General features: G+C 59.6%; 13 protein-coding genes and 1 pseudogene. 6 read left to right on the top strand and 8 right to left on the bottom strand.

What is annotated here, in order from left to right; genetic code table 11:
* Positions 1-322 precede the first annotated feature (322 nt).
* The 6 genes from GRO01_RS10545 to GRO01_RS10520 are packed head-to-tail and all read right to left on the bottom strand — an operon-like array spanning position 323 to position 6952.
* Positions 323-1570, bottom strand: a complete 1248-nt coding sequence (locus tag GRO01_RS10545; RefSeq protein WP_062509792.1) for an aldehyde dehydrogenase family protein — start codon at positions 1568-1570, stop codon at positions 323-325.
* Between the two features lie 11 nt (positions 1571-1581).
* A complete protein-coding gene (locus tag GRO01_RS10540) occupies positions 1582-1995 on the bottom strand; it encodes a DUF2141 domain-containing protein (protein WP_062509794.1) in 414 nt (137 codons plus the stop codon).
* Positions 1995-3086: a glycosyltransferase gene (locus GRO01_RS10535; protein ID WP_062509796.1), complete on the bottom strand. Its 1092-nt coding sequence runs from the start codon at positions 3084-3086 to the stop codon at positions 1995-1997. Before GRO01_RS10535 ends, GRO01_RS10540 begins: the two co-directional genes overlap by 1 nt.
* Positions 3083-3844: a lysophospholipid acyltransferase family protein gene (locus GRO01_RS10530; RefSeq protein WP_231490326.1), complete on the bottom strand. Its 762-nt coding sequence runs from the start codon at positions 3842-3844 to the stop codon at positions 3083-3085. Before GRO01_RS10530 ends, GRO01_RS10535 begins: the two co-directional genes overlap by 4 nt.
* The gene (locus GRO01_RS10525; protein ID WP_062509798.1) at positions 3841-5373 is read right to left on the bottom strand and encodes a phytoene desaturase family protein; all 1533 of its coding nucleotides are present in this window, start codon (positions 5371-5373) and stop codon (positions 3841-3843) included. Before GRO01_RS10525 ends, GRO01_RS10530 begins: the two co-directional genes overlap by 4 nt.
* Positions 5360-6952, bottom strand: coding sequence for a phytoene desaturase family protein (locus tag GRO01_RS10520; protein ID WP_083541379.1), 1593 nt, complete (start codon positions 6950-6952; stop codon positions 5360-5362). The genes GRO01_RS10525 and GRO01_RS10520 overlap by 14 nt, the downstream gene beginning before the upstream one ends.
* A gap of 770 nt (positions 6953-7722) precedes the next feature.
* Between GRO01_RS10520 and GRO01_RS10515 the strand changes: the two genes are divergently transcribed.
* The 3 genes from GRO01_RS10515 to GRO01_RS10510 are packed head-to-tail and all read left to right on the top strand — an operon-like array spanning position 7723 to position 11402.
* Positions 7723-9012 carry an MFS transporter gene (locus GRO01_RS10515; RefSeq protein WP_062509803.1) on the top strand — a complete coding sequence of 430 codons (1290 nt, stop codon included), beginning with the start codon at positions 7723-7725 and terminating at the stop codon, positions 9010-9012.
* A complete protein-coding gene (locus tag GRO01_RS13615; protein ID WP_231490328.1) occupies positions 9009-9467 on the top strand; it encodes a TonB-dependent receptor plug domain-containing protein in 459 nt (152 codons plus the stop codon). The genes GRO01_RS10515 and GRO01_RS13615 overlap by 4 nt, the downstream gene beginning before the upstream one ends.
* Positions 9468-9491: 24 nt before the next feature.
* Positions 9492-11402 (top strand): TonB-dependent receptor domain-containing protein, encoded by a 1911-nt coding sequence (locus GRO01_RS10510; protein WP_231490330.1) that lies wholly within the window; start codon positions 9492-9494, stop codon positions 11400-11402.
* Between the two features lie 40 nt (positions 11403-11442).
* Here the strand turns inward: GRO01_RS10510 and GRO01_RS10505 are convergent, their stop codons facing one another.
* Positions 11443-12672, bottom strand: a complete 1230-nt coding sequence (locus GRO01_RS10505; RefSeq protein ID WP_062509805.1) for an acyl-CoA dehydrogenase family protein — start codon at positions 12670-12672, stop codon at positions 11443-11445.
* Between the two features lie 218 nt (positions 12673-12890).
* Here GRO01_RS10505 and pgm point away from each other — a divergent pair, with 218 nt between their 5' ends.
* From pgm to GRO01_RS10490, 3 genes and pseudogenes are all read left to right on the top strand, one after another.
* Positions 12891-14537 carry a phosphoglucomutase (alpha-D-glucose-1,6-bisphosphate-dependent) gene (pgm, locus tag GRO01_RS10500; protein ID WP_062509806.1) on the top strand — a complete coding sequence of 549 codons (1647 nt, stop codon included), beginning with the start codon at positions 12891-12893 and terminating at the stop codon, positions 14535-14537.
* A 637-nt stretch (positions 14538-15174) separates the two neighbouring features.
* Positions 15175-16566, top strand: a complete 1392-nt coding sequence (locus GRO01_RS10495; protein ID WP_062509810.1) for an NAD-dependent succinate-semialdehyde dehydrogenase — start codon at positions 15175-15177, stop codon at positions 16564-16566.
* Positions 16567-16806: 240 nt separating this feature from the next.
* A pseudogene (locus GRO01_RS10490) lies at positions 16807-18107 on the top strand (NAD(P)/FAD-dependent oxidoreductase).
* Positions 18108-18177: 70 nt separating this feature from the next.
* Here the strand turns inward: GRO01_RS10490 and GRO01_RS10485 are convergent.
* A complete protein-coding gene (locus GRO01_RS10485; RefSeq protein WP_231490099.1) occupies positions 18178-20595 on the bottom strand; it encodes a TonB-dependent receptor in 2418 nt (805 codons plus the stop codon).
* Positions 20596-20788 lie beyond the last annotated feature (193 nt).

Genomic DNA, 20788 nt, shown 5'->3' with positions numbered 1-20788 from the left:
TAACTACGCTGAGACTTCTGGTTTCAGTGCCCCAGGCCTTGAGAGCTTAAAGCCGGCTTCCTGAGCGTCGGATCACCAGCACCTACAATATCGTTCCAAGGCTAAGTACAATTTCTACTCCGCTTCACGACAAGCATTGCACAGCAAGTCTTGGTAGCAGAATAATGGTTCTAATTGGTGACATATTAGTTAAAGAGCGCTTACAGAATTATAGCTAGGCCTAAGGACTCTTCCACTCAGATCAATAGGTCCTGAGCCTAAAACGGCTCAATCATTGCGATTTGACAGTGATATTGCCGAAAGAAATCACCTTTGTAGAGGCCTAACATACAGATGTGGCTACAGGCCGTGTCAGCGCCAGAAGGCCTTCTGGCCCGCGGGTCACTCCGTAACCGCTTCCGCCTGCCCCTCCGAAAGGGAGCCTCGGATCTGCAGTCGGGACGATCAGATTGTTGATGCAGATCGAACCCGAGCGAAGCCTTCGTGCCAATTGTGTCGCTTCTGGAACCGGTCCAAAAATGCTCGCTCCCAGCGCATAGGACGTACTTTTCTCCAGTATCAGGGCTTCCTCGATATCCGACACACCCGTCAGCGCCAGCCAGGGCATGAAGATGTCTGTATCCAGCAGGTTATGCAGCCCTTCCATCTGCGTGAAGATGACCACATTCCCAACCGTCTCCGCACGACCGCCCGCAGCTTCGATCCGCTTCACCAGCGCCGCAAGTCGCGTCCGGCCCGCGCTGTCGCATGACAGAGGAGGCTTTTTCGCCAGCATGGTTCGCAGCACCGTTAGCAGCGCCGCCTCATCTTCACGACAAATAAAAACCCGATGCGGCGCAATACATGTCGCCCCGTTGTTCAGACGGGCACCATAGACAAGCCGGCGGGCCACATGAGCCAGATCAGCACCCGGCAGTACAAACACCGGATCCACGCCTGAAAGCTCCATGATCGTGGGCGTCAGCGTTTTGGCGGCTTCCTGAAGCACATGCCGCCCCGTCTGCGCTGATCCCGTCAACACAATCAGATCAAAACCCGCAGCAACCGCTTCTGCCCCTGAATCCGTTGGCAGAACCGTGCACACCGCCAGTGGAAAACCAGCCTGCACCAGAAGATCGGCCAACAGACGGGCCGCTGTCTCACCACCCGGAGCAGGCTTTAGGGCCACCACATTGCCCGCCACCAGAGCCTGCAGCAGTTGGATCCCGGGCAGCATCAGCGGATAATTCCCTGGCGCCAGAATCAGAACCGCCCCGAAAGGCCGCCGCTCCACACGCGATGTCACCCCCGGCAGCCACAGAGGCCGCCTCCACACGCCAGCCTTGCGCTCACGCAGAACTTTTCCGGCATTCCGCTCAAGAAACCGACACGCTGCCAGCAAAGGCAGCAGCTCAACCGTCAGTGTCTCCACAGCCGGACGTTTTGGAAACAGATCCGGCAGCATCCGCCATTTGCGCCGCAGAAGACACCGGAAACGCCTGACCAGACGCAGCCGCGCAGCCATCGGAACCGCATCCCAAAGCTCTGCCGCCCGTCTCAGCCGTTCGACCGCATCATCGGGCAGCGCCATTCGTCCGGCCTCTATTTCGTTCTCAGCGCGACGGAGACGGCGCTGTTCTGCGTTCCAAGAGAAAACGCCGCATCGGCAAACCGGGGCGGTCCGAAATGCATCGGTGGGTTACGCGAAAAGCCCAGCGGCTCTTTCGGCATCCCAAGAAAATTCGTGTCCAGCTTCTGATTGGCATTGCGATCCTGAAAAACCTGAACCGCATAAATTCCGGGCCGGACGTCCCCGAACGTCACGCTGACCTGTCCCGCCCAGGATGGCGCTATTGCATGATACCCGCAATCCGGCTGCAGGAACTCCGCCTTCGTACACACTGCCACACGAATATTCCCTGTCGCATCGGGAATGTTCGTCACAGTCACATCAAGAGCAGCGGCCCGAGCGACGCAGGGCAGCAGCAGCAAAAACATCGTCAAAGGCAGTTTCATTATACGGATCTCCGTGGATAAGACCGTCCCCGCCAGCGCGGCGCATGCCCCAGATACCCGCCAATCAGCGCCTGCCACTGAAGCAGAAGCAGCATCGCCGTCCCAAGGGGTGCCAGCACAACCGTGCCCCAACCCTGCCGGAAGCGGTACGAGATCAGCCCGCGGGTCAGGAGCGTCATCCCGACCGCCAGCCGTGACATCCGCGTTGCAGGCAGCACAAACGGAAGGATCTGCGCCGCGCCCAGCAGCCCGGTCCAGACTGGCAGTCCGCGTGGGGTCGCCATGCCCTCCGTCGCGTTTTTCAGAAGCCCGTTCCAGACATCTGCCGCCCGGTGATACATCCGGCATGACGCAATGTCCGTCGCATCAAACAGCATTGTCCGGAAGCCTGCGCTCCGAAACTGCCGTGCAAGCGCAAGCCCGTCATGTAGCCTGTTGCGGATGGCAGCATGTCCCCCACTGACCCGATAGGCACTGCGCCTCACCAGAACGAGCTGCCCACAGGCCGCGGCAAACTCCGGTTTCTGCCCGGTATCAAACACCATCGGCAAATACCCCAGCAGCAGAACATGAATGAACGGCAACAACAGCCATTCCAGAAATGTCCGCGTCACCTGCCGGGGCACACCACTGAGAAACGCAATCTCGGGCCGAGCCGACATCAGGGCGGAAAGCCGCGCCAGCGCATCAGGCCGCAGCCGCACATCCGCGTCTACAAACAGCATCAAACCATGTCGCGCTGCCTCCCCCAGAAGCGCACAGGCATGAGTCTTGCCACACCACCCTTCCGGCAGGTTCGGCGCCTGCAAAACCCGCAGCCGCGGGTCAGTGCAGGCACGCAGAATATCCATCGTCCTGTCGCTCGAATGATCGTCCAGCACGATCAGTTCTAGCTCCACCCCTTCACTGGCCAGAACCGTATCGATCGCCCCCTGGATGGTCTCTTCCTCATCCCGCGCCGGAATCAGCACAGAGACCGGCCCATGCCCGGATCTGTCCGGAAGTCTGCGCAATCGCCCCAGATTCAGCAGCGTCATGACAAACGGCAGAAGAACCGCGCCGAATGCCAGTTTCTCAAGCTTCCGGGTCATGGATCATGCCGGGGCTGAAAATTCTCCCGCCGCACCCACTGCCGGACCCTGCGTCCCAAATCATAAATCCCGCCAATCCCCGCCTGTCCCTGCACAAACGTCGTAAAACGCGACGCATCGCGCGTGCAGGCATCCCGGGCCAGCGTATCCATCGTCTCCGTCAGGGCTTCCTCCATACGCGCAGTCACACTGCGCACATCCTCCCTCTCAGCAAGAGGAACCGGAGCGCCAAACCTGAGCAGAAGCTCCGGCCGGCTCTCGTTCCAGAACGGATATTCGATCGCCAGCGGTACAAGCCGGACCGAAGGCATATGCCGCACCAGATGCGCAAACCCCGGCTGAAGCCGGATGGGCCGGACACGACTGTCAGTGAACTGCCCCTGAGGCGTGATCCACAAGATATTACCCTGTCGCAGCACATCCCGCGCCACACGAACAAACCGCCGGAGCGACTGCGGATCATCCGGATCAACCGGTATCAGCCCGGCCTTTTCCAGCAGCGGATACCGCTGCAACGCCGCAGCCTCCATCGGCCCATAGCCGTGACAATGCCCGAAAAAATGATGCTGCAACCATGCAAAAACCGCCGGATCCCACCACCCCGGATGGTTCGCACACACCACAAGCGGCCCGCGATGACGCAATACCTCTCCGTTCCCCGACAGCCGGACCGCATTGAACCGACGCTCAATCCCCCGGCGCATCCCCCGCGAAACAAGCGCAGCCACCAGCGGATGACGCCCCCCGGGCGCTGTCATGATGCGCGCGCTTCCGCCATATCATGATCGGCGCAGTCCGCCGCAATCCAGCCTGACATCAGCGCCATCGGCATCCCTGCCCCCGGATGCGCGGAGCCGCCCGCAAGATACAGCCCCGACACATCTGTTGAGCGGTTCGCAGGCTTGAAGGCTCCGTTAAGACGCCCATGGCTCGCCAGACCGTAAATCGCCCCGCGCAGCGTCGAATAACGCTCCTGGATATCGAGCGGCGTCAGATGATGCTCCACCCTGATCCGCTCTTCCAGATCAGGCATTCTTCCGCAGCGTTTCAGCTTGTCCAGAATGACCTGTCGATATCCCGGAAACATCTCCTGCCAGTTCTGACCGCGATGAATGTAAGGCGTGTGCACCAGAACATACAGCGCCTCGCCCCCTTCCGGCGCGACGTCCGGATCGGTCCGTGACGGTGCCGCGAGATAGCAGGTCGGGTCCGGCGCAGGCACGCCCCGGCGATAGATGGCGTCGAACTCTTCTTCCGGATCGGCAGAAAAGACGAAGTCATGATGCGCCAGATGATCGTAGGTACGATCCAGCCCCAGATAGAGCACCACACCCGAACAGGCCGGTCTGCGCCGCTTCCACTTCCGCTCGAACCCTGCGGAGGGAACATGCGCCAGCAACTCCCGCATCGTGCGCACGCTGTCCATGTTGGAGATGATCACATCCGCTTCCAGCACATCGCCTTCCGCTGTCAGAACACCGCAGGCCCGTCCGTTCCGCGTCAGGATCCGCTGCACCCGCACCCCGGTCCTGAATTCGGCCCCAAGTTCTTCGCCAAGCCGGACCAGCGCTTCCGGAACAGCACGGGTGCCCCCCATCGGATACCAGACCCCGTCATGGCTCTGCATGTCGGCAATTCCCAAAAGAACGGCCGGTGCCTGAAATGGATTAGAGCCCACATACTGCGTCAGATGATCCAGCATCTGGGCCGCCTGGGGATTATGGATGCGCTTGCGGATTTCCCGCGCAAACGTGGAATCCATCCGCAGCCGCAACACATCGCGCAGGGTCGCAAGCGTGAAGGTGCTGCGCAGATCCATCGTATCCGCAATGCCGCCTACGCTTTTCCAGAAGAAAAACCGTTCGGACGTCTCATGCAGCTGACGGCTGGTTTCCATCAGGTCGCGATACCCGTCGCCATCCCCCGCACACAGGTTTTCCAGAACCTGCGACATCCGCTCCGCATTTTCTTCCAGATCAAGCGTCTGCCCGTCCTCGAAAAAACAGCGCCACTGCGGATCAAGCCGACGCAGATCCAGCCGCTCATGCATATCAACGCCTGCTTCGGAGAACACACGCTCCAGCACACGCGGAACGGTCAGGATCGTCGGCCCCATATCGAAGCGGTAGCCGCCCTCCCGCCATTCCGCAGCCTTGCCTCCCAGCCAGTCATTGGCCTCAAGCACGGTTACCTTATGGCCACGCGCCGCCATCGTGCAGGCCGCCGCAAGCCCGCCCAGCCCGGCGCCAATGACAATGACGGACGATTTCTGTTCAGGACGTGACATGGGTGGCCCCTTTCCGGGAACGCCGGTTGAAAAACGCAAAGCGCCTGCGAGATGCGAGATCCCGGATCACCAGATCACTGCTGATCCGTGCACCCTCAAAAATCACCGGAAGCCCGCTGCCCGGATGGGTCCCTCCGCCCGCCAGATAAACGCCCCGGATATCCTCGAAACGGTTATGCGGCCGCCGGTGCAGCATCTGCCCCAGATTATGCGCCAGATTGAAAACCGCCCCCTTGTGAACGTCATAACGCTCCTCCCAGTCGGCCGGCGTTATGATCTTCTCAAAGCGGATCCGCTCCTCGATATCCGTAAACCCGGCCTTCTCCAGACGGGCCATGACAAGGCTGCGGGCCTGCGCCCGTGTCTCATCCGTCCAGTCCACGCCACCATCCCGCAGATGCCCGACCGGCATCAGGACATAGAGCGTGGAATGCCCCGCAGGCGCCTGATGCGGATCGGTCACACAGACATTCTGGATGTAAAGGGACGCCTCTTCGGACAGCATCTTCCCGGCCTCGATTTCAGCGAAGTTCCGGTCATAGGATTCCGAGAGGAAAATCGTGTGATGCCCCTTATCCGGCACACTGCCCTCGATCCCGAGATACATCATGAACGTCGAGCAGGAGTATTTCTTCCGCTCGATGGACCGGTTCTTCCACCGGCGCCGTTTGCGATCCGGAACCAGCTTGGTCATCGCCCGCCCGAAATCGGCATTGATGATGACGGCATCCGCCTGCTCAGACCTCTGATCCGTCAGCACCCCCGTCGCGCGCCCCTTGCGGGTCAAAATCTCGCGCACGGGCGTATTCAGACGGATCTTAACCCCAAGCTGTTGCGCCGCCTGCCCCATGGCCTCCATGACGGCCATCGTTCCGCCAACAGGATGATAGATGCCGAATTCATGCTCCATAAAACTCAGGATCGTGAACAGGCTCGGGCACCTGTAGGGCGACATGCCGAGATATTTGCTCTGGAACGAAAAGGCGAGCCGCGTCCTCGGGTCACGGAAATACCGGCTCAGGTCCCGATCCACCGAAGCCAGCGGCCGCAGCTTCGGAAAAGCCCGCAGCATGTCCGTCCGCAACAGATCCAGCACACTGTTGAAAGGCCGCTGCAAAACAGGAATGAAATTGCGGAACTTGGCACGGTTATCGACCATGAAATCCCGGACCCGCCCGGCATCCTGCAAATCGATCCGCGCAATCTCACGCTCCAGCACGTCAATATCGGACGTGACCTTCAGGGACGGGCCATTTTCAAAAACCAGATCATAATTTTCATCGAGCTTCTTGAGGGTGATCGTATCTTCCATCCGCAGCCCGCAGCGCGTGAAGATGTCCCGAAGGATCTGGGGATAGAGAAAGAATGTCGGCCCGGTATCGAACCGAAACGCTCCGGCCTCCGTCTCACCCTCGATCGCGGAGGACCGCCCCCCAAGCTGACCGTGACGCTCATAGAGCGTAACATTCGCGCCCTCATGGGCCAGCAGCATCGCCGAAGCCAGTCCGCCCGGCCCTCCCCCAACAATCGCAATCCGTCGGCCAAGAAGGGAACCGGACTTCACTGCAGGCCTTGGCATCAAACCGTCATTCCCATTCTGGCCTTTTCTACCTGACGATCGCATCCATTCCCTGGACATGATGCGCGGTGAAACTTTGCAACGCGTTCACATCTCAACTCACGAAAAGATATTTCGTTGCATGCCATTCAGTATTCTACTCCTGAAAAATAATAGAAGTAGAAATCAAGAAATCGACTTCTCTCCCAAAAAAACGCACCCTGTAATTTGTTGAACTCAAGGCACAGTGAGAAAAGGGCAGTCAGGCTGGCTGATCATTCGGCGAGCCAGTCTCAGAAGGCCCACACATGCTACGAGGATCCTGTTATTTCCCGATTTCGACTTCCCGCAAAAGTGACGGCTTTCTGCACATCCGGCTGGTGCATGGTACCACCCAAGCGAAGAACCATCGATTTCACGGATAAAACGAAGACTTATGGTTTTATAGGGCCCGGCTTTTACGAAATCTGCCGCTTAGGGAACTTACAGCGCCAACATATTTTGTAGCTCTGATTGATACCGCTTCTCTGACGCAGGCCGCAGCAGCCTTGGGGCAGTTTGTCCACAATCAATCATGCTGTCCTGACACTCGAACGATTCATGGAATTTCTTCTGATCCTGCGCACAGCCAAGCGGCAACATCCTGAACCGGTTTTAACGGCATATGGCCAGAGTCTGTCTCACTCAGCCACGGCGCTGCAACGCCTAACCACGCGCGCCCTCCGGGAGAAGAGCTATTCCTATCCTGCCAGCATCGGGCGTCTGGCCGCCTGCGTGCGGGAGTCCGCAGCATGACCGTCATTCCGGGCTGGCGGCGGCGTCTGAGTGTCTCCCTGCTCGTGATGGCAGGCTGCATCAGCTACATTGATCGGGCCGCCCTCTCCATCGGCAACACCGCCATCATGTCCAGCATGCACATGTCCTATACCGGCATGGGCTGGCTGCTCTCCGTCTTCGCCTGGGCCTATCTCGTCAGCCAGATTCCCGCCGGACTTCTGGCGGATCGTCTGGGAGGACGGATGCTGCTCGGGGCGGGCCTGTGCGTATGGTCCTGCGCCCAGATCGGCTTCGGACTGATGCCAAGTGTAGCGGGACTGTTCGTGTGCCGGATCCTGCTCGGCATAGGGGAGTCCCCGCTTTTTCTGGCCGGCACACGCGTGCTCGTACGCTGGTTCCCGCCTGCGGAGAGAGGAACGGTCATCGGGCTTTTCAACGGTTCGGCGGCCCTCGGGCCAGCGCTTGCCCCTCCCCTGCTTCTGGCGATCATGGCGTTTCAGGGATGGCGCGGCATGTCGGTCATCATCGGCGTGCTCAGCCTACTGCTCGGGCTGGTCTGGGTTCTCTATTACCGCGATCCGATGCCCACTACGTCCGCCTCTTCCCGGCCACCCTCCATCCTGCGCGATGATCTGGGATATCTCCTGCGTCAGCGCTCCAGTTGGATCGTGACTGCCGGTTTTGCGGGTATCATCTACCTGACCTGGCTGTATGCGACCTGGCTGCCCGCATGGCTCCAGTCCGCTTATCATCTCACCGCAACACAGGCCGGACTGCTCTCGGCCCTGCCCCAGATCTGCGGTTTCGCCGGCAACCTGACGGGTGGCCTGCTTTCAGACCGTCTGATGGCGCGGGGCCTCGGACGACTGGAAGCCTGCCGCCGTCCGCTCGTGCTCTCAATGGTGGTGGCCGCCATCATGACCGGGCTGACCGCGCTTGATACCGGCCTGACCATCTCCATGGCCTTCATGGCCGCCGCCCTGTTCGCAGGCGGGGTCGCCATGAGCACGGGATGGACACTTGGAACCGTCATTGCCGCAGAGCATCGCGTTGCGACGCTTGAGGCCATCCAGAACACGGGAGGCTCACTCGGTGGTGCGCTGGCCCCTGTCGTGACCGGCATCATGGTGGATCACTTCAGATCCTTCGCGCCTTCGATGCTTATTGCCTGCGGTGTAGGGCTGACCTGCGCCGCCATTTACCAGTTCGGACTTCGTGAAACGGATGCATCGGACAGCCACGCTGCGTTCCCCATGCCCCCTTTCTCCCTGCCGACCCCGGCAAACCAAGGAACGATCAAATGATCACGCGACAGGCTCTCACGCTTTCGACCGTCCTCAGTGGCGTGGCAATGATCCCCGCTCTCTGTCCGGGGCTTCTCTCCAGCCCGGCCCGCGCAGCCGACACATCCGGCAGGACGACAGATGCGTCGTCCCGGACGCCCCATGCTGCCACTGCTCCGAAAACTGCCCGGAAAGCCCCGGCGAAAAAGGAAGTCCGCATTTCCAGACATGACGAAGCGATTACCGTCTTTGGTCATGGCTCTACCCGCCAGATGACCAGCATCACACACAGCATGATGCTGCAAAGCGCACCGGGAACTTCGCCGCTCAAGGTTCTGAGCCAGCTGCCCGGCGTCGTCTATCAGTCCGCCGATCCGTTCGGTGCCTATGAATATTCCAGCCAGATCTTCATGCGCGGTTTCAGCCAGTCCCAGCTCGGCTTCACACTTGATGACATTCCGCTCGGAGACCAGTAGTTCAACAACTACAACGGTCTGAGCGTGACACGCTCGATCATCTCTGATGATGTCGGCAGCGTGGATGTCTCACAGGGCGCTGGTGCAATTGACGTCGCCTCCACCAGCAATCTGGGCGGTGCAATCCAGATCCATTCCCTCGACCCCGCCCACAAGCGTGGCGGCACGGTCAGCCAGACCTTCGGCAGCAATTCCGCGATGCGTACCTATGTGCGGCTGGACAGCGGCGACCTCAACAAGTCCGGAACGCGCTTTTATGTGGCCTATGCCCGCACGAACATGAACCTGTGGAAAGGCGGCGGCTACGATTATTCCGATCAGGTGAACGCGAAGATCGTCCAGCCGCTGGCGCGGGGATCGTCCATCAAGGCCTTCTTCGACTGGAGCTCGACGCAGCAGTTCGACTACCAGGACATGACCATGAACTACCTGCATACGGTCGGTCCGAACCTTGCCAACTACTATCCGGACTACACGGCAGCCTATCAGGCAGCGCAGGGCATCTATCGCCCGGCGCTTCAGAAAACCAACGACCCATATGACGCAGCCTATTATGCCGGTACGGCCAACCGCGTCGATTATCTGGGTGGCCTGACGCTGGACGAGAACTTCACGGACCGGCTGAACTGGAAAACCACGCTCTATGGTCACGCCGATACCGGCTACAGCACCTGGACCACACCTTACATGCCGTCCCCCAATGGCGCACCACTGTCACAGCGCATCCAGACGCCGGAAATCGCACGCGGCGGCTTCCAGACCGCGCTGACCTACAAGATCGCGCGCCATACGATCAATGCCGGTGTCTGGTACGAATACGGCAATTTCAACGAAAGCCGCTATTTCACCGAAGCCCCGGTTCTGGGACAGGGCACGCTTGGCAATCCGACGACGGGCTTTCCGACCAGCAAGGTCTTTGCCCAACCCTGGCAGGAAGCATTCTCAACCAACACATTCGTGTTCCATCTTCAGGACACCTATCGCATCACAAAGACCCTGACAGTCAATGCAGGCTTCAAATCCATGATCGTCAATGCCGGAAACAGCGTCCCCACGCAGAGCCTCGCCATCAACGGCACGCAGATCGCACAGGGACGGCTTGAGGCTTCCAACGCGTTCCTGCCGCAGGTTTCGGCCAACTGGCGCTTCCTGCCCCACCATGAACTGTTCTTCGACGTCTCGCACAACATGCGCTCCTTCCCGGAAGACGGATACGGCACCAACGTCTCCGCAACCCCTTGGACATCGTCGCAGAGCGCTTTTCAGAGCACGAAGAACACGCTGCGCCCCGAAACCGACTGGGTCTATGAAGGGGGCTACCGCTACACAACACCGTTCCTGAGCGCCCTGGCCTCCCTGTACCGGATCAACTTCTCCAACCGCCTTCAGCTGATCAACAGCCAGTCGGGCATCAACCCGATCACGGCGGTCGAGAATGTAGGCGGCGTGACAACGAACGGTGCAGAAGCAAGCGTCACGATCCGGCCGGTCGACGGACTGTCGATCTACAACTCGTTCTCCTACGCTCACTCCACCTACGATCAGGATGTCACGACCGCATCCGGCGTGCAGGCAACGCGCGGCAAGCTCGTGCCGAACTATCCGCAGTTCATGTACAAGGGAAACATCACCTACCGCATCGGCGGTTTTGAGGTGCATGTCGATGGGACTTACCTGTCGAGCCGGCAGCTGACCTATACGAACGATCTGCATGTCCCGGGTTACTTCCTCGCCAATTTCGGGGCACGCTACAATTTCGGGAATATCAGCGTCCTCAAGGGGCTGACGGCAAGCCTGAACATCTACAATCTTGCCAACAAGACCTATGTTTCGACGACCAACGAGCTTGGCAATAATTTCGTCAATACCGGATACAATTACTTCCTGATGGGTGCACCGCGTCAGTTCTTCGGAACCGTCAGTGCCCATTTCTGAGGACAGGCTGGACCTCTCGCGAACCTGACCCAGTTGGTGATTACTGATAAAGCCCGGGCTCGGGCTCCCAGCCTGTCAGAAGATTCCGCCCGATTTCCTCATGCTTCCATTCCACCGGATCATGCAGCGACACGGTCCGCGCATCCCGCCAGTACCGGTCAAATCCCCATGCTGCATCCGTCACCCGCGCACCCAGCACCGACATGAGATCCGACCCTGCACGCAGCGCCGCCCGACATGCCGAGGACCGCGCCGCATAAACGGGAACAGCAACCTCCGCCCGCGTCATCCCGCCCTGCTCAAACGTATCCAGCAGCTTCGCCGCAGCCCGCACACTCGCACAGGCTGCCGCCAGATCCGCACCGATTTCACCAAACAGCCGCCGCACCAGCAGATCATCCGCTGCAACCTCAACACCTGCAGATGCCCATGGGCGGCTATGCTCACGCACGAACCGGATCCCGGCATCCAGAGCCGCCAGCCCGATCCCCACCAGAATCATCGAAAACCCGTTCTGATAACGCAGGGGCGCATGCACCTGTGGCAAGGATTTTCCCGTCAGAACCGACCATTCCGGCTGCGTCAGCACGTGTTCCAGCATCACGGTCCCGGAATCCGTTGCCCGCTGTCCCAGCCGGTCCCAGTCTTCCAGAAACCGCACACCTTTCGTCCCGGCCGGCAACAGGTCCAGCCGGACTGCGCCTGCAACAACATCATAGGACGACACCAGCAGCAGATCTGCCCCTACAGCCCCCGTTGCATAGATCTTGCGTCCGTCAATGAGATGCCCGCCCCCTTCGGGCCGTGACACCACGTGCCCGAAATCAACAGCGCGCCTGCCATCCTCGGCAATCGCCATGCCGATAATGGCCCCGTCCGAACAGATCCGCTGTGCCAGCCGCTGACAGAACGCTGCCGGCGCTACGGACAGCAATTCGCGAACCGCATCATCATGCACCTTGTAGATCTGCGCCACGGACGGATCCGCCATCCCGAGTTCCAGAAAGACTTCCTGAGACAGCGCCTGGGAAAACCCGAAACCGCCAAGCGAAACCGGCAGAGGCGCCCGCATGAGTCCGCAGACTTTCAAAGCCAGAATGGATGCCTGGGGATAACGCCCGATGCGGTCGTTCTCCACTGCTCTCGGGGCAATTTCATGCTGGATCACCCCACGCAGCGTCCGAAAGAATTCCTCCAGCCCAGCCGGTATGGAACAGGCCGGTACAAGACTGTGCAGAGCGCCAAAAGAAGTTCCGCAACGCTGTTTCATCTGTTCATCCTCCAGCCCGTGACAGTTTCCATGTCATCATGCGCCTGAGAGACTTGTCGTTCCAGCAACACAAACTTCACAGAACTAACGCGCCTCTCTGGACATCAGCCCGGATACAAGTTTTCCTGCCCGAACGACGCGCCCAGGCAGGGCGTTCATGCGTTACGACCGTCAACCGACGTCTCTGCGCAACGGCAAATGCAAGGATATCTGAAGCAATGGCCCATCTCAGCCCCCTGGCCGGAAAAAGACTTCCCTCTGACCAGCTGACCGACATTCCCGCCCTGATCGCGGCTTATTATGACCGCAAGCCCGACCCTTCGATTGCCACGCAGCGCGTTTCGTTCGGCACTTCCGGCCACCGGGGCTCTTCGTTCCATACCAGCTTCAATGAGAACCATATCCTCGCCATCTGCGAAGCCATCTGCCGCCATCGCAAGGCCGAAGGCATCGACGGCCCGCTCTTCATCGGCATGGACAGCCACGCCCTGTCCGGACCGGCGCAGAAATCCGCCATCGAGGTCTTTGCGGCCCACGGGATCGACGCCCGGATTGATGAAAATGGCGGCTACACGCCGACCCCTGTCATTTCCCATGCCATCCTGACCTACAACAAGGGCCGCACCACGGGTCTGGCCGATGGTGTGGTCATCACGCCGTCGCATAATCCGCCGTCCGATGGCGGGTTCAAATACAACCCGACCAATGGTGGCCCGGCCGATACGTCCATCACCAAGGCCATTCAGGACATGGCCAATGACTTCCTCGCCAACGGTCTGAAGGACGTCAAACGCCTGCCTTACGAACAGGCACGGCAGGAAGCCTGCATCAAAGGCTATGATTTCATTACGCCTTATGTGAACGATCTGGACTCCGTGATCGACATGAAGGCGATCCGCGATGCCGGCGTGAAGATCGGCATCGACCCGCTGGGCGGGGCTGCCGTGGCTTACTGGAAGCCCATCATCGAGCGCTACGGCCTGAACGCCACCGTCGTCAGCGACGTGGTGGATCCGACGTTCTCTTTCATGACTGCCGACTGGGACGGGCAGATCCGCATGGACTGCTCCTCCCCCTATGCCATGGCGCGTCTGATCGAAATGGGCGACCGTTTCGACGTCGCCTTCGCCAATGACACCGACGCCGACCGTCACGGCATTGTTGCCATGCCCGACGGCCTGATGAACCCGAACCACTATCTTGCAGTGGCGATTTCCTACCTGTTCCGGAACCGCCCGGACTGGAGCCCGGAACTGGGTGTGGGCAAGACGCTCGTCAGCAGCGGGCTGATTGACCGCGTGGCAAAGGACATGGGCCGCAAGCTCGTTGAAGTACCGGTCGGGCTGAAATGGTTCGTCCCGGGCCTGATGGATGGCTCACTTGGCTTTGGCGGCGAGGAAAGCGCAGGCGCCACCTTCCTGCGTCGGGACGGCACCGTCTGGACCACCGACAAGGACGGCCTCATTCTGGGCCTGCTGGCGGCTGAAATCACAGCCAAGACCGGCAAAAACCCGAGCGCCCATTATCATGAGATCATCGCCCGTCTCGGCACACCGTATTACGAGCGGATCGATGCCGCCGCCAATCCGGAACAGAAGGCCAAGCTCAGCAAACTCACAGCCGAGCAGTTCCCGCTGGAGACGCTGGCGGGCGACAAGATCATCAGCAAGCTCACCCGTGCGCCGGGCAATGACGCGCCGATTGGCGGGCTGAAGGTCGTGACCGAGAACGGCTGGTTCGCCGCCCGTCCGTCCGGCACGGAAGATGTCTACAAGATCTATGCCGAAAGCTTCGTCAGCGAGGAGCATCTGCGCGCGATCCAGCAGGAAGCGCAGGACGCCATCTCCAAGGTCTTTGCTTCCTGAACCACACGCCTATCCCCGGGACATGACACATGTCCCGGGCCACTCAGCCGCGCCCGGACGACACTATTCCTGAGGCCCGGCGACTCCCTTTTCGACTCTGAAAAGCCCTCCTGCGCCGCCTGAAAGCGCCATCGGATTCCACTATCCGAAGAGAAAATCCTGACATTCTGAATGGACCGGTTTTCTCCATAATTTCAGCAGCTTTACGCATCCCGGAACCTGCGCGTGCCATGGGCACGTCACGGCGCTTCACACCCATGTGATGCCCGCGCTCTGGTAATCAGTCGGGATATGGATAATACCCGTTTCTGACACTGAGTGTCATATTTAGACGACAACCTGCCACTCGACAGTCTATCTGTTTTCAGTCCGGATAAAGGATAAAATGGATGTTAAATACAAACCACAAATCCGCGATGTCCTTTGAGGACAAAGCGGCCAGTGCGTCCTCTTCATTCCGTTTTCTCCAGACAGATACTTCTTCTGTTCTTTCAGAAACGCACTCTGTCCAGCCCGGACATTCTGCGCCCGGTCCCGAACTGGAAACCTGTTTGCTCCCCCAGATGATGACGGGAAAAGCCATCCGACCGGCCCTGTTGCGGCCGCACGCCTTTTCCCAACCGGCAACGAGGTAAACATGGCCTACGCAACGACAAATCCCTACACCGGCGAAGTCCTCAAGACCTTCCCGAACGCGACGGATGAAGAAGTCCAGGCCGCGCTGACAGACGCCTACAAGGCCTTTGAAAGCTGGCGCGATACCTCCTTTGTCGAACGCGCAAAGATCATGAAAACTGCCGCCGAAATCCTGCGCCGCGACCTCGACAAATATGCACGTCTTGGCACGCTCGAAATGGGCAAGCTGTTCAAAGAATCAAAGATGGAGATCATTCTCTCCGCCGAAATCTTTGAATATTATGCCGAGCATGCCGAAGAACTGCTGAAGCCCGAGACGCTTCCGGTCGCCAATCCGGCCGAGGGCAAGGCTACGCTGGTTCACGAACCTCTCGGCATCGTGCTGGCTATCGAGCCGTGGAACTTCCCGTTCTATCAGGTCGTCCGCATCATTGCCCCGCAGCTTTCGGCCGGTAATGCGGTCCTGCTCAAGCACGCATCCAACCTGCCGCAGTGTGCCGCGATCTGCGAAGATCTGATGAACGAGGCCGGACTGCCCAAGGGACTGTTCCGCAACCTCTATCTTGCCCGTCCCCATACGGAAATGATCCTGAACGATCCCCGCGTCTGCGGCGTGGCTCTGACAGGTTCCGAGGGTGCAGGTGTCATCATCGCGGGAACGGCCGGCAAGGCGCTGAAGAAAGCCACAATGGAACTCGGCGGCGCCGATGCCTTCATCGTGCTGGATGACGCGGACGTTGAAAAGGCCGCGAAATGGGCCGTTCTCGGTCGCCACTGGAACGCCGGACAGGTCTGCGTCTCCGCCAAGCGCATCATCGTGGCCGACGCAATTTATGACCGCTTCCTGGACCTCTACAAAAAGGGCGTTGCCGAACTCAAGGCCGGTGACCCGATGGATCCGTCCATCACCCTCGCCCCGCTTTGCTCGCAGGGTGCGGCGGATGATCTGCGCAAGCAGGTCGAGGAAGCCAAGAAGCACGGCGCCAAGGTCGAGCCCCTCGGCGCTCCGGTCCCCACGAAAGGCTCCTTCTTTCAGCCTCTGCTGATGACTGGACTGGACGAAAACAACGAGGCCCGTCACTGGGAGTTCTTCGGCCCGGTCACACAGCTGTATCGCGCCAAGGACGAAGCCGATGCCATCCGCATCGCCAACGACTCTCCCTACGGTCTGGGCGGTGCGGTCTTTACAAAGGACGAGAGCCGTGGCGCCCGCGTGGCTTCGAAGATCCGTACGGGCATGGTCTACGTCAACCACCCGCTGATCCCCAAGGCCGACCTTCCCTTCGGCGGCATCGCCCGCTCCGGCTATGGCCGCGAGCTGGTGGGCCTGGGCATCAAGGAGTTCGTGAACCACAAGCTCATCAACATCGTGGATATCGACGCCCCGCTCTGAGGACGTCGATCAGGGCGGGAAACAGAGCCTTCCCGCCCCTCACGGCGTTTTGAAAATCAGCTTTCCAGTACTTGATATGTGATGAATGTGTATTTCAGTCACCTGAATATGATTTTCATCACAACCTGAACGCCCTTAATACACCCAAAGCATTCATATCAGCCACCAGAGAGCTTGGCAGATATTCCTCCCCTCGTAACTTTTCTGTTGCCCACTCCCTACACGGAGGCCTGAAAACCGATGGCGTCTCGATCTGAAATTCTGATTGTCGGTGGCGGTGTTGCCGGTCTTGCCCTTGCAACCCGCCTCGGCAAATCGATGGGAAAACCCGGAAAGGCGCGCATCACGCTGATCGACAAGAGCTTTTCCCATGTCTGGAAGCCAATGCTGCACTGCTTTGCTTCCGGCACGCTCAGCAATGAAAACGACAAGGTAAACTTCATCTCCCAGGCCAGCGGCCACCATTTCGAGTTCTGGCCCGGCGAAGTGGCTTCCATCGACCGCGAGAACCGTGAAGTCGTCCTCAGCCCGCTTCTGGAAGCCGACGGCACCGTCATTCTCGAAAGCCGGCGCATGAAATACGACACGATCGTCATTGCGATCGGCAGCTGCGCCAATGATTTCGGCACGCCCGGCGTCAAGGAATACTGCATGTCCATCGACAATCTCGTGGAGGCCAACGCCTTCAACGAAAAATTCCGGATGGAACTGCTCCGCGCCTTCGCCAACAATTCAGAACTGGACATCGCCATCGTCGGCGGTGGTGCAACCGGTGTCCAGCTCGCCGCCGAGCTGCACAAGGCGCTGGAAATCGTCGGTCCCTATAACCTGCATGCGTTCGGCAAGGCCCCGCCCAAACTGCATGTCACGCTCCTGCAGTCAGGCGCCCGTATCCTTCCTGCGTTCCCGGAATCCGTCTCCGCCGCAGCCCAGCAGGAACTCGAACATATCGGGGTCACCGTCCGCACCAATGCGCGCGTCGCTGGCGCCGACGACCACGGCTTCACGCTGAAAGACGGCTCCTATGTTCCTGCCAAACTCCGTGTCTGGGCGGCGGGTGTCAAAGCTCCCGAAGTCACCACGGCCTATGGTGGCCTGACGATCAACCGGACCGGCCAGATCCTCGTTAATCAGAACCTGTCCTCGATCGATGATGAACACATCTTCGCGCTCGGAGACTGCTCCTTCATTCAGGACGATCCCCTTCCCGCCACGGCACAGGTCGCCCGGCAGCAGGCCAAGCATCTTGCCCGCTATCTGCCCGCGTGGATCGAGCACGGCCAGCAGGGTTCCGGGCTGTATTTTCCATAACAAGGGCGCGATCGTGGCTCTGGGAAAATACAATGGCTGGGCCGCCCTTCCCGGTGGCACTGTCTGGGGGGGGGGGGGTAGGCATCTCGCACGGCTTTTCGGCACGGATGGCCCATCTCATGCTCTATCGCCAGCACCAGATCGAGCTGTTCGGCTATTACCGGGGGCTGATGTCCTTTTACTCCGACTGGGTCGAGACCTTTGTCCGTCCTTCCGTGCGGCTGGACTAAGCATCATCCGCGCCTGAGAAACCCGCCTGACAGCAAAAAAGCCCGCGGCCTACGCCACGGGCTTTTTGTCCTAGAAATCCGCCCGCACGCTGCCGAAGAACATCCGTGGCGCCCCGATCTGCATGGACTGGTCCGTCAGCGCACCCGAGGCGATATCCGCCGGATTGCCGTTCTGGCCCATCGTGGAAATATAGCGCTTGTTCGTCAGGTTGGAGCCGTTGAACGAAACCGTCAGGTTCTTGATGGCGCCCAGAGAGCGGTTGTACCGCTTCATGTTTCCGAAGCTGTACTGCACGCCTACATTCGTCAGCCAGTAGCCGGGGCTTTTGACGTCTCCCGTGTAGCTGTAATTGCGCGTTCCGGTATAGCTTCCATCGGCATAGGCCGTCATGCCGTGCCATTCGTAAGACACGCGCCCCTTATACATGAAGCGCGGATAATTGACGATCTGCTGGCCTTTCGTCGCATACACCGTGGAGCCGCTGACAAGGTTCTGGTCGTAGACGCCATGGTTGTAGCTGACGGAGTTGGTCAGCGCGAAACCGCTGAACGGCATCAGCGTCAGTCCTGCATCCACGCCATTCATCGTCACGCCACCCACGTTCGAAACAGCCGAGATCGGGTTGACGACCGGCCCTTCCGTAATCTGCTGCAAACGGTTGTTGTAGTTCGTCCGATACGCATAGACCGTCGCGGCGACCAGTTTGCCCGTGTAGCGATAGCCGATCGCGTAGGTCCACGCTGTCTCGGGGCGGATCGAAGACTTTGTATCGTCATAGGCGGTCTGTGAGACGGCAAAGGGCGAATTCGAGAGCTTGTAGCCGGACTGCGCATAGGTCCGGGCGTTTTCCGAAATATCGAAATACAGTTCGTGATCCTTCAGGAAATGCCAGTCCGCGCTGATATGCGGCAGGAACGGCTTGGCCACCGTGAGGCTCTCCCCGCTCGTGATGGCAGCACCTGCACCGTAATAGTCCTGGTTCAGATAGCCGTCACCCACGCGCGTCGTGCTCAGCAGGGATTTGAAGCCGAAATGCAGCGCCAGGTTCGGCAGCACGTTATACGTGTCCTGCACGAAGGCCGTGAACGTGTTGGTGTTGTAGTTCTGGTTGAAGATCTGTGCGAACGGATCGCGCCACTGGGTCAGCGGATCATGCACCTTTCCCTGAACCACACCATTCACGACCGCCGGCTGCGCATAGGCGTTCATGGGCGACATGTAGCTGTTGTTCTCGTACCAGACACCCGCGCCGATATGATTGCGCGCGATATCGTAATGCAGCGCCGAGACGATGCCGAAACGCCGGATTTCCGGCTCTTTCAGCAGTTCGCTGACCGGCGATCCCGTAGGTGACGGATAATATGGCGTCGCCCAGGAGGTCTGGTTTCGCTCGCCATGCCCGTAAGCCGTGGTGTTCCAGGTCAAGCGGTCTGTCAGGCGCAGATCGGCCTTGATGCCGCCAAACGTATCGACCGTATTCGTGCTGCCATCATAATACGCCGCGTCCGTCGGATCATCGAGCGTCCCGACCTTGCCCGGATAGATCCCGTTCGCCGCATTCACAGCCGCGATATAGCCGGAATTGCTGCCATTCTCGTAGCTCGGCAGACCGTAGCCGACCCGGTTGATGATCTGCGGCGAAACATCCGGATAAGTGTTCTGGTGCAGGTCGCTCCAGTCGAAAAACGCCGAGATCGAGCTGTCATGTCCGATTGGCTGCACGAGTTTGGCGTTCACCTGCTGCATGAACTGCTCGCCATAGCCCTTCCACATCCCGCTGTCGTTGCGCATGTAGGACGTGTAGAACTTCGTGCCGCTGGAATTGAGCTTCCCGCTCTCGAAGCGCAGGAAGGTATGATAGGTACTGTAGCTACCGAAACCTGCCGCAGCCGTGCCACCCATCTTGTCCGATGGCGTCATCGAGACATAGCTCAGCCCGCCGCCCAGATTGTTGCTCGCGGCCATGCTTTCCGCACCGGCTGACTGCGACACGTCAATGCGCGCCACGTTTTCCGACGAAATCGCCATGATCGGGTTCAGACCGTTATAGTTTCGGAGCGTCATTTCCCCGAGCGGCATTCCGTCAAGCGTCATGCCGATTTCCTGCTGCTGGAAGCCGTGCATGAAGACCTGCATGCTCCATGTATCGAGGCCCTGCGCATCGCCGGACTGGAACACGACGCCCGGAAGCTGGGCGATGACCTTCATCGGATTGGTCCCGGCGGGTGCTTCCGCCAGCATTCTCTGGCTGACCGTCTCGACCGTCCCACGCGGCGGATGCTGCGCCACAACGGCCATGTTTTCCGCGCTCTGGCTGACATACGGGCCCACGGCACGATGCTTTGGCACAGGAGCGGCATGGACCGGCCTGCGGGCAGGATGATGTCCCGGCTCCCGATGCGTCACCGCAGCCAGAACGACCGGAGAAAACCCAGCCGACAGCACTGTCGTGACCGATAAGACAACACGCAGAAAGGCGGACCGCATGCACATAGATCGCTTTACCTGTTTATTCCGCTAGCATTCCCTGAAACAAAACGGAGCCTCCGCCAGCACCCCGCATTTTTTTCAGAGCCCCGTCCGGTCAACCATCCGGGTCCCGGAACGGATACGACATTTCCCACGAAAACACACCGTCTTCCGACATCATGAGCAGGAAAAGCTGTCATGACGGCAACAC

The organism is Gluconobacter roseus NBRC 3990 (genome assembly GCF_006538885.1).
In the GTDB taxonomy this organism is placed as follows: Bacteria; Pseudomonadota; Alphaproteobacteria; order Acetobacterales; family Acetobacteraceae; genus Gluconobacter; species Gluconobacter roseus.
This window is presented reverse-complemented; position numbering and strand designations above follow the sequence as displayed.

What these genes read in the sequence shown, in the direction of transcription:
- GRO01_RS10505 (WP_062509805.1), bottom strand. Translation starts at nt 12,672, where the DNA reads ATGAAACAGCGTTGCGGAACTTCTTTTGGCGCTCTGCACAGTCTTGTA.
- GRO01_RS10535 (WP_062509796.1), bottom strand. Translation starts at nt 3,086, where the DNA reads ATGACCCGGAAGCTTGAGAAACTGGCATTCGGCGCGGTTCTTCTGCCG.
- GRO01_RS10525 (WP_062509798.1), bottom strand. Translation starts at nt 5,373, where the DNA reads ATGTCACGTCCTGAACAGAAATCGTCCGTCATTGTCATTGGCGCCGGG.
- GRO01_RS10540 (WP_062509794.1), bottom strand. Translation starts at nt 1,995, where the DNA reads ATGAAACTGCCTTTGACGATGTTTTTGCTGCTGCTGCCCTGCGTCGCT.
- GRO01_RS10515 (WP_062509803.1), top strand. Translation starts at nt 7,723, where the DNA reads ATGACCGTCATTCCGGGCTGGCGGCGGCGTCTGAGTGTCTCCCTGCTC.
- GRO01_RS13615 (WP_231490328.1), top strand. Translation starts at nt 9,009, where the DNA reads ATGATCACGCGACAGGCTCTCACGCTTTCGACCGTCCTCAGTGGCGTG.
- GRO01_RS10545 (WP_062509792.1), bottom strand. Translation starts at nt 1,570, where the DNA reads ATGGCGCTGCCCGATGATGCGGTCGAACGGCTGAGACGGGCGGCAGAG.
- GRO01_RS10485 (WP_231490099.1), bottom strand. Translation starts at nt 20,595, where the DNA reads ATGCGGTCCGCCTTTCTGCGTGTTGTCTTATCGGTCACGACAGTGCTG.
- GRO01_RS10520 (WP_083541379.1), bottom strand. Translation starts at nt 6,952, where the DNA reads ATGCCAAGGCCTGCAGTGAAGTCCGGTTCCCTTCTTGGCCGACGGATT.
- GRO01_RS10530 (WP_231490326.1), bottom strand. Translation starts at nt 3,844, where the DNA reads ATGACAGCGCCCGGGGGGCGTCATCCGCTGGTGGCTGCGCTTGTTTCG.
- GRO01_RS10495 (WP_062509810.1), top strand. Translation starts at nt 15,175, where the DNA reads ATGGCCTACGCAACGACAAATCCCTACACCGGCGAAGTCCTCAAGACC.
- pgm (WP_062509806.1), top strand. Translation starts at nt 12,891, where the DNA reads ATGGCCCATCTCAGCCCCCTGGCCGGAAAAAGACTTCCCTCTGACCAG.